We start from the raw sequence: 14,363 nt of genomic DNA on the forward strand, positions 1-14,363 counted from the left end.
ATTTTATGAGAATCGCTTTATGAGAAAAACACCCAGAAAATCTTTGATAACTATCTTTATCAGCCTACTGTTATTAGGGGGTCCTCCTGTATTCTCTGCACCCGCTGAAGATTCACTCCCTGATATCGGCACTACAGCGGGAGCAACTCTTAGCATCAATCAGGAAATGGCTATGGGTGATTTATATATGCGCTCGATAAGAGCCCAAGCTCCTCTGATTTATGATCCACTGCTAACTCAATACATTAATCAGTTAGGCCAAAAATTAGTCACCCATGCCGATTCAGTCAAAACGCCTTTTCATTTCTATCTGGTAGACAACCCCAATATTAATGCCCTTGCATTTTTCGGTGGTAATGTTGTTCTTCATTCGGGTCTGTTTCGCTATAGCAATAATGAAAGTGAACTAGCCTCTGTCATGGCTCATGAGATTTCCCATGTTACCCAACGACATTTAGCACGATGGATAGAAGAACAAAAACGTACCAGCCCGCTGGCATGGACCAGTACACTAGGCTCTATTTTGCTTATGATAGCCAATCCACAAGCTGGCATGGCCGCACTCAGCGGCACACTGGCAGGCGTCCAACAAGGCATGATCAGTTTTACCCAATCCAATGAGCAAGAAGCTGATCGAATTGGAATGCAAACGCTCAGTCGTGCGGGATTTGATCCACACGGTATGCCTGATTTTATGCAAGTGCTGGTTGATCAATCGCGCTATAGCTCCAAGCTACCGGAAATGCTATATACTCACCCATTACCTGCCAGCCGTCTGGCTGACGCCCGTAATCGGGCCAATCAATATTCCACTAAAGCCGTTTCAGAGTCTCAGGATTTTCTGTTCGCCCGTGTCCGTATTCTCACCATGTATTCAACTGATCAACGTCCCTACATTGATCAATGGCTAAAGAAATATAGCCAGGGTACCGCCAAAGAACAGCTGGCTGCTGCCTATGGACGCGCTATTTTGCTTTCTGGTGATAAGAAGTATACCGAAGCCAAAGCAATACTCTCTCCATTGCTAGATAAGCAACCGGATAACATTTGGTTTATTGATACAATGACTGATATTGATATCGGGCAAAAACAGTCTGCCAACGCCATCGCTCGCTTGCAGGATGCACTCAAAAGACTGAAAAATAATCCAATATTACAGATTAACCTCGCAAATGCCTATTTTATGGATAAAAAGTATTCTCAGGCATCACAACTTTTGTTTCGTTATACTTTCAATCATCCTGACGATCTTAATGGCTGGATACTATTAAGAAAAACTGCCGGAGCGCAAGGGAAACACAATGATGAACTAGCCGCCTATGCGGAAATCATGGCATTGCAAGGTAATTTTTCCTCCGCAATAGAGCAACTTAGCAAAGCCAGTGCGTTGGCTAAATTGGGTAGTTATGAACAAGAGCGATATGATGCCCGTATTGATCAATTACGCCAACTGCAACAAAGTTATGACCAATATAAATAATGAGGGATTTTTACATGCAAAATCTTGACTCACGAAAAGTGACTTTTTACCACAATCCCCGCTGCTCAAAGAGCCGTGAAGCCCTTAAGCTAATTGAAGAACTCGGTATTACACCGGAAATCATTCACTACCTTGATACTCCACCTACAGCAAAACAGTTGGCTGTACTATTACAACAGCTCGGTTTCAAAGATGCCCGTCAATTAATGCGTACTAAAGAAGATCTCTACAAGGCATTGAATCTGGACGATGCCACATTATCCCAAGATGCATTGCTCCAGGCGATGGCTGAAAATCCTAAATTGATAGAACGCCCAATTGTTGTTGTCGGTGATAAAGCCCGTTTGGGACGTCCTCCTGAGCAGGTTAAAGAAATTCTGCTGTAACAATGTCTTAATAAAAAAGTGATAGGAATATACGCATCTTGACGTTAGATAGGTATATATTTTCTATCACTTTTTTATTCTAATCTCATTTTCTTACTGTTTTATTCACTCAAAGCTCAAGGATATCCTTAACAAACGGGATCGTTAGTTTGCGTTGTGCCACAATGGAAGCCCGATCAAGCTCATCCAAGGTCCTGAACAATGTTTGCATTTCCCTGTCAAGCCGCTTTAACACAAAACGCCCCACATCCTCAGGTAATTCAAAACCCCGTAATTTTGCCCGCAGTTGCAATGCCTGAATTTTCTCATCATCCGACAGAGGCTGTAATTTGTAAATTTGCCCCCAATCCAAACGAGATGCCAAATCCGGCAGTGTCAGGTTAATTTGCCGTGGAGGACGATCACCTGTGATTAAAAGACAGGTTCGGCCAATTTCTACAATGCGGTTGTAAAGATTGAAAATCGCCATCTCCCATTCCTGATCACCAGCAATACATTCAATATTATCGATGCATACTAATGATAAATGTTCCATACCATCAAGCACTTCAGGGACAAAATAGGCGCGCTTATCCAGTGGTACATACCCTACAGCTTCTCCCTGTTGGGACAATTCGGCACAGGCTGCGTGAAGCAAATGGCTCTTACCCCCGCCATCGCGGGACCAGAAATAGATATAACTGCCGTGTGACTGACTTATAGCCAATTTTATTGCAGCTAATAAGGAGGTATTCTCACCTGCAAAGAAACTGGCAAAAGTTTCATCATCGGGCAAATATAATGGTAGTGAAAGCTGCGACGGTGTATTCAGAAGCACCTCAAACAGAATGGATAACGAACAGTGCTAAGTCTACCACAAAAAGCCGCTATAAATGAAACGAATGCTTGGTTTAAAACAGGAGATTATCATCAAAGCATATTTCCCCATAAAATGGATAGTTTACGACCAGTAACAAAACCATTTCTTTCGCAAGCCAGAAATAACCGAGAATAAAAATTCTTATATTTGACAATTCCATACTATACCAATCTAACTTCAAAATGCGTGTGATTTCTTCCCGCTTTGCGGGAAGAAATCAGGTTTTATAGAGTGTTGTAAATTGCGATTTGAAGTTTAATGCGTATATTAATAACCCAATATTGCCAATAATAAAAATTGCTGTATTGCTAAAGATGTTAACTTATCCCTCTCAACTTATTTTCAATAAAGTTTAATGACAGAGATTATTTGTAAAGGAAAAAATTATCATTATATACCAATCCAACTTCAAGTTACGGCTTGTAAATCAATGTGATTGTTTATATCTCCCCGCTTCGCGGGGAGATATAAGACGCATCTTGAAAGGCAATTGGTATATACGTATTTAAACTTTAAGTTGCAATTTACAACACGATATGAAACTTGATTTCTCCTCACTTCGTGAGGAGAAATCACACGCATCTTATTAAAGTTGGATTGGTAAAAATGATAGGGAAAATAATTTTTAACATAGAAAGGGCCTTAGAAAAAACCCTTTCCAATAAATTTCATTAATGTCTTTTATTCTGCCACTTCACTCTTTTTATCATTTCTGATTGATTCCACAGAAGCGTTAATATACGGTTCTTCTGGCCGGATAAAGCTGATAAGTTTAAAAAACAGGCTTAAGCCAATCCCCGCAACAGTTGCAAGCGCCATTCCTTTCAATTCTGCTGCACCAATCTGAATTTTTGCTCCACTGACACCAATAATCAGAATAATGGAAGTCAGAATCAAGTTCTGTGCCTTACTGTAATCCACTTTCGAATCAATCAAAACTCGAATACCTGATGCACCAATCACACCATACAGTAACAGGGAAACACCGCCCATCACTGGAATTGGGATCATTTGGATCGCTGCCGCCAATTTACCAACGCAGGAAAGCAATATTGCCATTACCGCAGCGCCACCAATCACCCATGTGCTGTACACACGCGTAAGCGCCATAACACCAATATTTTCGCCATAAGTCGTGTTAGGTGTTGCACCAAAGAAACCCGAAATCATCGTTGAAAAACCATTGGCGAACATTGAACGATGCAGCCCTGGATTTTTTAACAAATCTTTCTGCACGATATTTGCTGTTACCACTAAGTGCCCAACATGCTCTGCAATCACCACCAGCGCCGCAGGTAAAATTGTTATAATGGCAAACCATTCAAAACGCGGAGTATAGAACGTCGGCAATGCAAACCACGGCGCTTCGCGTACTGGGGTTAAATCTACAACTCCCATAAAAAATGACAGCACATATCCAGCCAAGACACCAATCAGAATCGGAATAATCGCCATAAAGCCACGGAATATCACCGATCCCAAGATAGTCACCCCCAGCGTAACCATGGATATGGTCAGGTTAGTCATATTAATTTCAGTACCTGCCGCTGGACGCAACCCCGCCATATCAGCAGCAACACCTGCCAGTTCTAGGCCGATCACTGCAACAATCGCGCCCATCGCTGCCGGAGGAAACATCACATTAATCCATCCCCTTCCTGCAACTTTTACAAGCAAGGCCACCAAACAAAACAACAAACCACAGACAATAAATCCGCCTAATGCCAATTCATATCCCAAAGGCAGTAACAACAATACAGGCGAAATAAAAGCAAAGCTGGAGCCTAAATAAGCGGGGATCTTTCCTTTACAAATGACCAAATACAGTAATGTACCAATGCCATTGAACAACAAAATTGTCGCCGGATTAACTTTAAATAAAATGGGAACCAAAACGGTTGCACCAAACATGGCAAATAGATGTTGCAAACTTAAAGGAATAGTTTGTGCCAAAGGAGGTCTTTCTTCTACTCCAATAGTTCGACGAGTCATTATTGATATCCTCTTATATCATCTTGCTAGAAACCAAAAAAAACCGGCTTTTCAGCCGGCTATCAATGTTATTTGGTGCCAAATATTTTATCACCGGCATCCCCTAAACCAGGGACGATATACCCATGCTCATTGAGATAGTTATCAATCGAAGCGGTGTACAGTTCAACATCAGGGTGAGCTTTCTCCAGTGCAGCAATCCCTTCCGGCGCAGCAACCAAAACTAATACCTTAATGACAGGGCATCCCGCTTTTTTCAATAAGTCAATGGTCGCGATCATAGAGCCGCCGGTTGCCAACATGGGATCGACAACCAATGCCATGCGTTCATTAATATCGGAGACTAATTTCTGAAAATAAGGCACTGGCTCAAGTGTTTCTTCATCACGATAGACGCCAACAACACTGATTCGTGCACTAGGAATATTTTCCAGTACACCATCCATCATGCCTAAGCCCGCACGCAGGATCGGTACTACTGTAATCTTTTTCCCTTTAATCTGATCTATCTCTACCGGACCACACCATCCGTCAATGGTGACTTTCTCGACTTCCAAATCAGCAGTTGCTTCATATGTCAGAAGATTCCCCACCTCTGAAGCCAGTTCACGGAAGCGTTTGGTGCTTATATCATGATCTCGCATCAGGCCAAGTTTATGTTTAACTAACGGGTGTTTAACCTCAACGATCTTCATGGGTTTCTCCTAATAGCCGGTAGATAAAAAAATCGCGGGATTATAACTCCTTTTCAGCATCAAACCATCACCAATCTATCAATTTTTATCACTAACGAGTTATTTTCTTCGATCCTGATCTAGCAGGAAACCAATATAAAGCTATCGCAAACGTTTGCTTAGGCTGTTAGAATTATCGCCGTTCTGTTTTATTTATAAAAATGCAACCGCCTGGGAGCTACGCAGTGACCAACAAAACCTCTCTTAGCTATAAAGATGCTGGTGTCGATATTGATGCCGGTAATGCCTTAGTCAATCGTATCAAAGGTGTCGTAAAACAGACCCGTCGCCCCGAAGTGATGGGAGGATTAGGTGGTTTCGGTGCTTTATGTGCCCTGCCACAGAAATATCGTGAACCGGTACTGGTTTCCGGTACAGATGGCGTTGGAACCAAACTGCGTCTGGCCATGGACTTAAAGCGCCATGACACTATCGGCATTGATTTGGTTGCTATGTGTGTCAATGATCTGGTTGTACAAGGCGCCGAACCTCTTTTCTTCCTTGATTACTATGCTACCGGCAAACTGGATGTCGACACCGCCGCCAGTGTTATCACCGGTATAGCAGAAGGCTGCAAACAAGCAGGCTGTGCATTGGTTGGTGGTGAAACGGCAGAAATGCCCGGCATGTATCACGGTGAAGATTATGATGTCGCGGGTTTTTGCGTCGGAGTTGTTGAAAAATCGGAAATTATTGACGGCAGTCAGGTTCAGACCGGTGATGCCCTGATTGCACTTGCATCCAGCGGACCACATTCCAATGGTTATTCTTTAATTCGTAAAATTCTTGAGGTCAGTCAGGCAGATCCTGAGACTACCGAGCTTGAGGGAAAACCACTCGCCGATCACTTACTTGCCCCAACCCAAATTTACGTCAAATCCATTCTGGAGCTGATTGAGAAAGTTGATGTTCATGCGATTGCACATCTGACTGGTGGCGGCTTCTGGGAAAATATTCCGCGTGTTCTGCCAGAAAACATGCAGGCCAGAATCAATGCTAACAGTTGGCAATGGCCGGCGATTTTTACCTGGTTACAGCAAGCCGGCAATGTCAGCGAGCATGAAATGTACCGCACATTTAACTGTGGAGTCGGTATGATAATTGCTCTTCCTCAATCTCAGGCAGAACAAGCCATTGCGTATCTGACCGCCTCAGGTGAAAATGCATGGCAAATCGGTACAATTTCTGAACTAAATGCCGATGAGCAACCTGTCGTTATTACAAAATAAACATTTTGTCTGATTGCTTTCAAGCTACAGCCCATAAAGCTGTAGCTTGAAAAATGAAGCACAGATTAATCAATGAATTTCTTCAGTGAAAACCCGTTATGAAAAAAATTGTCGTTTTAATCTCCGGCAATGGCAGCAACCTTCAATCCATCATAGACGCCTGCCAGCAACACCGAATTAATGGATATATTGCTGCGGTTTTCAGTAATAATGCCGATGCCTATGGCCTGCAACGTGCTGAAAAAGCAGATATTCCTGCCCATTTTATCAATCCAAAAGCTTATGCAGATCGTACAAGTTATGATATCGCCCTATTCAAAGCCATTGACCAATATGAACCCGATTTAGTGGTCTTAGCGGGTTACATGAGGATCTTATCGCCCGAATTTGTCCAACACTATTATGGGCGACTGCTCAATATTCACCCGTCCCTCTTGCCTAAATACCCGGGCCTGCATACCCATCGAAAAGCCATTGAAAATGGTGATAAAGAACATGGCACTTCCGTCCATTTTGTTACTGAAGAATTAGATGGTGGCCCGATTATTTTACAGGCCAAGGTGCCAATTTTTACGGGAGATAAAGAAGAAGACGTTATCGGGCGTGTACAAACCCAGGAACACTATATTTATCCTTTGGTTATCAGCTGGTTTTTGGATCAACGTTTGATTATGGAAGGTAATAACGCAATGATGGATGGCAAGGCTCTGCCGCCAGAAGGTTACGCATCAGAATAAGTTAACCTGCTGACTTCAACTTACAGCTCTGTGTTAACAGATTTTGTTATAATCTTTTTTAACTGCTATATTCCAATAACACTTTGCTGTAAGTTGCTATTTTAGATTGATTTATCTTGCAATTATTATTTATTCGAACATTATTCAATATCAAATATATTTATACGCATTAAACTTCAAGTTGCAATTTACCACACGCTATGAAACGTGATTTCTCCTCCGCTTCGTGGAGATAAATCACACGCATCTTGAAGTTAAACCCTATCGATTTCACTACAAAACACTGAGGTATCCAATGTCCAGTGGTTCGGAAAATCCATCGGTAAATTTACGTCCTCTTGAACGGGAAGATCTTCCTTTTGTTCATCAAATCGATAATAACGCCAGTGTTATGCGCTACTGGTTTGAAGAGCCTTATGAGGCCTTTGTCGAATTATGCGACCTCTATGACAAGCATATTCATGACCAAAGCGAGCGCCGTTTTATTATCGAAAGCCTGAACTCCAAAGTCGGTTTGGTGGAACTGGTCGAGATTGATTATGTCCACCGGCGCGCAGAATTCCAGATTATCATCGCTCCCGCTTATCAAGGACAAGGTTACGCGGCAGTAGCCGTTAAACTTGTGATGGAATACGCTTTTGCTGTCTTAAATCTTTACAAGCTGTATCTGATTGTTGATAAAGAGAATGTGAAAGCAATTCATATATACAGTAAATTGGGATTCTATACTGAAGGGGAATTAATCGATGAATTTTTCGTCAACGGCTCTTATCATACCGCTATCAGGATGTGTACTTTCCAGCACCACTATTTCGCCAGGAAAACCCATGAAGCCCAAATCAGCACATCGACTCGTTAAACGCCAACCATTAAACTAAATGGGAAAACCCAATGGAGTAGAAAGGAGTAGTAATGTCCCACGATCGTCTTTATAACGAGAAAGAACTCAGTTGGCTCTCTTTCAACGAACGTGTACTTCAGGAAGCGGCTGATAAAAGTAACCCGCTGATTGAAAGAATGAGGTTTTTAGGGATCTACTCCAACAACTTAGATGAGTTTTATAAAGTGCGCTTTGCTGATGTAAAGCGGCGTATTCTTATCAGTGAAGAGCGAGGTTCAGCCACTGCTGCCCGCCAATTGTTGAAAAAGATCCAGACTAAGGTTGCCAAAATCGATCAAGAATTCGATGCTCTCTATAACGATTTGCTGCTGGAAATGGCACGTAACCAGATTTTCTTGATCAATGAACGCCAGATATCCCCGAATCAACAGATCTGGTTACGGCAATATTTTCGCCAACATTTGCGGCCACATATCACGCCAATCGTCATCAATCCAGAAACGAATTTAGTTGAGTTTCTCAAAGATGATTACACCTATCTGGCTGTTGAAATTATCCACGGGCAAGAAACACAATATGCTTTGTTGGAAATTCCATCAGACAAAGTTCCGCGTTTCGTCAACCTGCCTCCAGAGATGCCAAAAAAACGCAAATCAATGATATTACTTGATAATATTTTGCGTTACACACTGGATGAAATTTTCAAAGGGTTCTTCGATTACGATACCTTAAACGTCTATTCGATGAAAATGACCCGTGATTCCGAATATGATCTGGCAACAGAGATGGAATCCAGCTTGCTGGAACTCATGTCTTCCACGTTGAAACAGCGATTAACGGCGGAACCTGTACGGTTTGTTTATCAGCGTGATATGCCTGATGAAATGGTGGAACTACTGCGGAGCAAGCTGGGATTATCCAATGATGACTCAGTGATTGCCGGTGGCCGTTATCATAACTTTAAAGATTTCATCAAATTTCCCAATGAAGGCAATCGGAATCTGCAAAATAAGCCTGTGCCGCGGCTGCGCCATACCTGGTTCGACCATTTCCGCAACGGGTTCGACGCGATCCGTGAAAGAGATGTTCTGCTTTATTACCCTTATCACACATTCGAACATGTGCTGGAATTGCTACGTCAGGCTTCTTTCGATCCCAGTGTGCTTTCGATTAAGATTAATATCTACCGTGTTGCAAAAGACTCACGCATTATTGATGCCATGATCCACGCCGCCTACAACGGCAAGAAAGTCACTGTCGTAGTAGAATTACAGGCACGTTTTGACGAAGCAGCTAACATTCACTGGGCAAAACGTCTCACTGAAGCCGGTGTACATGTTATTTTCTCCGCACCTGGCCTGAAAATTCACGCAAAACTCTTCATCATTTCGCGTCTGGAAGGGGAAGAAATTATCCGTTATGCCCATATTGGTACGGGAAATTTCAACGAAAAAACAGCGCGGCTCTATACCGATTATTCTCTGCTGACCGCCAAACCTGAAGTCACCAATGAAGTTCGCCGCGTGTTTAACTTTATTGAAAACCCTTATCGCCCCGTCACATTTGATAATTTAATGGTATCGCCCCAAAATTCGCGGGCGATGCTTAATCAATTGATTAGCCAAGAAATCGAAAATGCACAGGCCGGTGAACTGGCAGGCATCACGCTGAAAATCAATAACCTGGTGGATAAGGAGTTAGTGAACCGTCTGTATGATGCCTCTGAAGCGGGCGTCAAGATCCGCATTCTGGTTCGGGGCATGTGCTCTTTGGTTCCTAATCAACCTGGATTTAGTGAAAACATTCAAGTCACCAGCATTGTGGATCGTTTTCTGGAACATGATCGTGTTTATGTTTTCACCAACAAAGGCAACGAAAAAATTTTCCTTTCTTCAGCCGATTGGATGACACGTAACATTGACTATCGCATTGAGGTGGCAGTTTGTCTGCTCGATCCCAGGCTAAAACAACAAGTTATGGATATCCTTGAACTGCAATTCAGTGATACCGTCAAAGCACGATATATTGATAAGGAACTGAGCAATCGCTATGTTCCGCGAGGAAATAAGCGTAAAATCCGCGCTCAGCTTGCTGTTTATGATTATTTGAAAAACCTTGAACAACCGGAACCAAGAGCCTGATCTATGCCATTGAAACACGATACCCCAATGCCCAAACCGCAAGAAATTGCCACGATTGATTTGGGTTCCAATAGCTTTCACATGGTCATCGCCCGTATTGTAAACGGTGCATTGCAGGTTATCGGGCGTTTAAAGAAACGGGTTTATCTTGCCGATGGTTTAAACAGTAAAAATGAGTTAAGCGAAGAAGCCATCAACCGTGGCCTGAAATGTCTGGCTCTGTTTGCTGAACGGTTGCAAGGTTTTCCCGCAGGTAATGTCTGTTTGGTGGGGACACATAGTTTACGTGAAGCAACCAACGTACAAGAATTTCTGCAACAAGCAAAAGAAGTGATCCCCTATCCCATTGAAATTATTTCTGGTCACGAAGAAGCTCGCCTGATTTTCATGGGCGTTGAGCATACACAGCCGGAAAAAGGTAGGAAACTGGTGATTGATATTGGTGGCGGTTCGACGGAATTGGTCATTGGTGAAGATTTTGAACCCCTGTTGATTGAAAGTCGTCGTATGGGGTGTGTCAGTTTTTCCCGCCAGTTCTTTCCCAACGGTATCATTAATGAGCATAATTTTCGCAAAGCACAACTCCAGGCAGCGCAAAAATTGGAAAACCTCGTCTGGCAATTTCGGACAAAAGGCTGGGATTTTGCTTTAGGTGCGTCAGGGACGATCAAGGCAATACATGAACTGTTGGTCGAACTGGGTGAGAAAGATGGCCTGATTACCCCAGAGCGTCTAAACATGCTGGTGAAACGTGTCCTGAAATACAAAAATTTCAATGCACTGGAATTGCCGGGATTATCCAATGACCGTAAACAAACGTTTGTTCCTGGGTTGTCAATCTTGTGCGGTATTTTTGATGCTTTGCATATTCAGGAATTACGCTTGTCTCATGGCGCATTGCGGGAAGGTGTCCTGTATGAAATGGAAGATCGTTTCCGCCATCAAGATATTCGTCAACGCACGGCCAAAAGCCTTGCCGAACACTATAATATCGATCGAGAACAAGCAACCCGCGTTTGGAGCACCGCCAAAAATCTTTATGACCAATGGTCAGAACAAAATCCCAAACGCGTCCATCCTCAACTGGAATCTATTCTACTGTGGGCGGCCATGCTGCATGAAGTCGGTTTAAGCATCAATCTGAGTGGATTGCAACGGCATTCAGCTTATATCCTGCAAAATACCGATCTACCCGGGTTTACTCAAGAGCAGCAACTGTTGCTGGCAACACTGGTACGCTACCACCGTAAAGCGGTTAAAGTACATGAACACCCTCGCTTCTATCTGTTTAAGAAAAAACAGTATCTTCCTATGCTTAAGATATTGCGCTTGGCAACCTTATTGAATAACCAACGCCAGGCTACCACGACACCGGAGACACTTAGGCTGAAAACGGATCATAGCCATTGGATGCTCTACTTACCCAAAAACTATCTAAAACAAAATGCGCTTGTGTTGCTCGATTTGGAGCAAGAGCAAAGCTACTGGAATGACGTAGCTGGCTGGCACTTACACATTGAAGAGGAATCGACTTAACGATATCGCGTTATGAAAAAGAAAACTGTTCAAATTATAAAATTGGTACTGTTTATCAGCTTCTTTATTTTCTTTGGACGCTTTATCTATTCATTTATGGCAGCATTGGCGCATCATCAGCAAACCCAGCAGCAATTGGTGATGCCCCTAAGTGATTCGAAAACAGAATATAATACCCAATAGCTGTCAAATTTATGGCGATATTACTGCAATCGCCGATTGTTAGCCCTATTTTCTGCCTTAAAGGTTTACTATGTCCCAACCGACCTTTACACCTGATAATTCAACTATTGCCAGCCAGTACTCCCAAAAACTGGCACATATTCGTCAACGCCTGCTTTCTCTGTTTAACCACGATAAGCTATTTGTTGATACATTATTAGATCAGGCTGATGAACATTCAGCAATCAGTGACGAACAGTTATTGGAGAAAATAGAAGAAGTCAGTGCGCTGCTGACCAAACTGCATACCGCCGATATTGCCGACATTCTGGAAGCCTTACCTTATGATGAACGTCTCGCGTTATGGCGCTTGATCGACAATAGCCAGCGCGGTGAGGTTTTGGTAGAAGCCTCTATTCCTGTTTGGGATAACCTGATCAAGGATATGACCGACGTTGAACTGTTACGTGCTATCGGTAAACTGCACGTAGATGAACAAGCCTATATCGCAGAACATCTTCCCCGTGATACCACTCGACGTTTGTTGACCTATTTAGAGCCGGGCCAACGCAATCGTATCCGAGAAGTATTGCAGTATCACAAAGACAGTATCGGCCAGATGATGGATTTCGAGTTCGTGACAGTGCGAAGCAACGTTACGCTTGGCACCGTTCAGCGCTTTTTACGTTCCCGAGACACCATTCCTGAAACAACAGATAAGATCTTTGTTATTGACCGCAAAAATCGCCTACAGGGAGAGTTGCCTCTCACCACTTTGCTGACCAACGTACCGGATAAATTAGTTTCAGAAGTTATGAATACAGATACCGTGACTTTCTCACCGGAGCAAAAAGGTGAAGATGCCGCCAGTGCATTTGAACGTTATGACCTGATTTCTGCCGCTGTGGTCGACAATAACGGACGTTTAATGGGACGTCTGACTGTTGAAGATATTGTTGATACCTTGAGTGAAGAAACGGATACCAATATTCGCCGCATGGGGGGCTTAAGCCGCGAAGAAGATGTTTTTGCACCGGTTGGTCAGGCCGTCAAAACCCGCTGGACATGGCTTGCCATCAATTTGTGCACCGCATTTGTGGCATCACGCGTTATTGGGCTCTTTGAGCATACGATTTCCCAGCTTGTTGCTCTTGCAACCTTAATGCCTATCGTCGCAGGCATTGGCGGCAATACCGGTAACCAGACCATCACCATGATAGTCCGTGCACTCGCGCTGCATCAAATCCAGACGGGGAGTTTTTCTTATCTGCTATTAAGGGAACTTGGTGTTGCCTTTATCAACGGCATTATCTGGGGAGGGATCATGGGCGTCATCACTTATCTGCTCTATGGTGACCTTGCTATGGGGGGAGTCATGACAATGGCGATGATATTGAATCTACTGATGGCCGCACTGATGGGCGTCTTGATTCCGTTTATTATGATGAAATTGGGAAGAGATCCCGCCATCGGCTCCAGTGTCATGATTACTGCCATTACTGATACAGGCGGTTTCTTTATCTTTTTGGGACTGGCAACGCTATTTTTGGTTTAATTAAGTTTACATAAACGCCGATCATTGCATCGGCGTTTTTTTTTAATTATTAATATACCCTGTCGTCCCAAACACTATATCCTGACGTTCCCGCCATATGGTGGTGACAAATAATATCTTTATATTTAATAGAGACAATCTCTTCTGGTTGTGCTTCCGCATGGTTGAGACTATGCGGGTAATTCGGCGACAACTCAATAATTGTCGCACCACGGCATTCAATGGAATAATATAATTCCTGCGCCCCTGATTGTGCTGTACGATAAAAATCGAATTTCAGGTTTAGCGTTTCATTATTTGAAATTGCCATCATTAATAGTGGTGATGATTTATCTTGCGGTTTTACAAATACAATTGGACTATGGTTAACATTTTGTTCCCTATTTATTGAATGATGTAGCTTTAATACAAAAATTTCATTCTCATGACCCGCCTGATACTTATTACCAATAGACTCAGCAAAAGAACAACCTTGCGAGATCAGCCCCTGTTTGTTTCCCTGCAATGTTAAATAAATCATATTTGCCATAATAACTTCCCGTTATGGTTGATATTCACTAATTACGGTAAAAAAGTGTTAATTCATCTCTAAATCCAGCCAGCTTTGTAAAAAAAATCGTGTATAAATCACTATACGCATTAAACTTCAAGTTGCAATTTACAACACGATATCACACGCATCTTGAAGTTAGATTAGTATCTATACTAAAA

General features: G+C 42.8%; 13 protein-coding genes. 9 read left to right on the plus strand and 4 right to left on the minus strand.

Annotation, left to right across the window (positions count from 1 at the left end; all coding sequences use genetic code 11):
• Positions 1 to 19 precede the first annotated feature (19 nt).
• Complete coding sequence (gene bepA / locus IQ211_RS04585; protein ID WP_189759169.1) at positions 20 to 1,480, plus strand: beta-barrel assembly-enhancing protease; 1,461 nt, start codon at positions 20 to 22, stop codon at positions 1,478 to 1,480.
• A gap of 14 nt (positions 1,481 to 1,494) precedes the next feature.
• Positions 1,495 to 1,866: an arsenate reductase (glutaredoxin) gene (gene arsC, locus IQ211_RS04590; protein WP_189759170.1), complete on the plus strand. Its 372-nt coding sequence runs from the start codon at positions 1,495 to 1,497 to the stop codon at positions 1,864 to 1,866.
• A 109-nt stretch (positions 1,867 to 1,975) separates the two neighbouring features.
• On the opposite strand, the gene hda is transcribed toward arsC, so the two are convergent.
• The 3 genes from hda to upp all read right to left on the minus strand — a co-directional run bounded on the left by hda (position 1,976) and on the right by upp (position 5,412).
• On the minus strand, positions 1,976 to 2,683 hold the full coding sequence (gene hda / locus IQ211_RS04595) for a DnaA inactivator Hda (protein ID WP_074019532.1): 708 nt from the start codon (positions 2,681 to 2,683) through the stop codon (positions 1,976 to 1,978).
• A gap of 723 nt (positions 2,684 to 3,406) precedes the next feature.
• Positions 3,407 to 4,717, minus strand: a complete 1,311-nt coding sequence (uraA, locus tag IQ211_RS04600) for a uracil permease (protein WP_189759171.1) — start codon at positions 4,715 to 4,717, stop codon at positions 3,407 to 3,409.
• A gap of 68 nt (positions 4,718 to 4,785) precedes the next feature.
• Positions 4,786 to 5,412, minus strand: coding sequence for a uracil phosphoribosyltransferase (upp, locus tag IQ211_RS04605; RefSeq protein WP_189759172.1), 627 nt, complete (start codon positions 5,410 to 5,412; stop codon positions 4,786 to 4,788).
• Positions 5,413 to 5,636: 224 nt separating this feature from the next.
• Between upp and purM the strand changes: the two genes are divergently transcribed.
• The 7 genes from purM to mgtE all read left to right on the plus strand — a co-directional run bounded on the left by purM (position 5,637) and on the right by mgtE (position 13,652).
• Positions 5,637 to 6,680: a phosphoribosylformylglycinamidine cyclo-ligase gene (gene purM, locus IQ211_RS04610; protein ID WP_189759173.1), complete on the plus strand. Its 1,044-nt coding sequence runs from the start codon at positions 5,637 to 5,639 to the stop codon at positions 6,678 to 6,680.
• 98 nt (positions 6,681 to 6,778) lie between these two features.
• Positions 6,779 to 7,417 carry a phosphoribosylglycinamide formyltransferase gene (gene purN / locus IQ211_RS04615; RefSeq protein ID WP_189759174.1) on the plus strand — a complete coding sequence of 213 codons (639 nt, stop codon included), beginning with the start codon at positions 6,779 to 6,781 and terminating at the stop codon, positions 7,415 to 7,417.
• Between the two features lie 295 nt (positions 7,418 to 7,712).
• Positions 7,713 to 8,276, plus strand: coding sequence for a spermidine N1-acetyltransferase (speG, locus tag IQ211_RS04620; RefSeq protein WP_189759175.1), 564 nt, complete (start codon positions 7,713 to 7,715; stop codon positions 8,274 to 8,276).
• Positions 8,277 to 8,329: 53 nt separating this feature from the next.
• Positions 8,330 to 10,399 (plus strand): polyphosphate kinase 1, encoded by a 2,070-nt coding sequence (gene ppk1 / locus IQ211_RS04625; RefSeq protein ID WP_189759176.1) that lies wholly within the window; start codon positions 8,330 to 8,332, stop codon positions 10,397 to 10,399.
• A gap of 3 nt (positions 10,400 to 10,402) precedes the next feature.
• Positions 10,403 to 11,935: an exopolyphosphatase gene (gene ppx / locus IQ211_RS04630; RefSeq protein WP_189759177.1), complete on the plus strand. Its 1,533-nt coding sequence runs from the start codon at positions 10,403 to 10,405 to the stop codon at positions 11,933 to 11,935.
• Between the two features lie 12 nt (positions 11,936 to 11,947).
• The gene (locus IQ211_RS04635) at positions 11,948 to 12,118 is read left to right on the plus strand and encodes a YfgG family protein (protein WP_189759178.1); all 171 of its coding nucleotides are present in this window, start codon (positions 11,948 to 11,950) and stop codon (positions 12,116 to 12,118) included.
• A 70-nt stretch (positions 12,119 to 12,188) separates the two neighbouring features.
• Complete coding sequence (gene mgtE, locus IQ211_RS04640) at positions 12,189 to 13,652, plus strand: magnesium transporter (RefSeq protein ID WP_189759179.1); 1,464 nt, start codon at positions 12,189 to 12,191, stop codon at positions 13,650 to 13,652.
• A 49-nt stretch (positions 13,653 to 13,701) separates the two neighbouring features.
• Here mgtE and IQ211_RS04645 read toward each other — a convergent pair whose 3' ends face one another.
• A complete protein-coding gene (locus tag IQ211_RS04645; RefSeq protein ID WP_189759180.1) occupies positions 13,702 to 14,181 on the minus strand; it encodes an Hcp family type VI secretion system effector in 480 nt (159 codons plus the stop codon).
• Positions 14,182 to 14,363 lie beyond the last annotated feature (182 nt).

It is taken from the genome of Xenorhabdus griffiniae, assembly GCF_015163655.1.
GTDB classification, from domain to species: Bacteria; Pseudomonadota; Gammaproteobacteria; order Enterobacterales; family Enterobacteriaceae; genus Xenorhabdus; species Xenorhabdus griffiniae.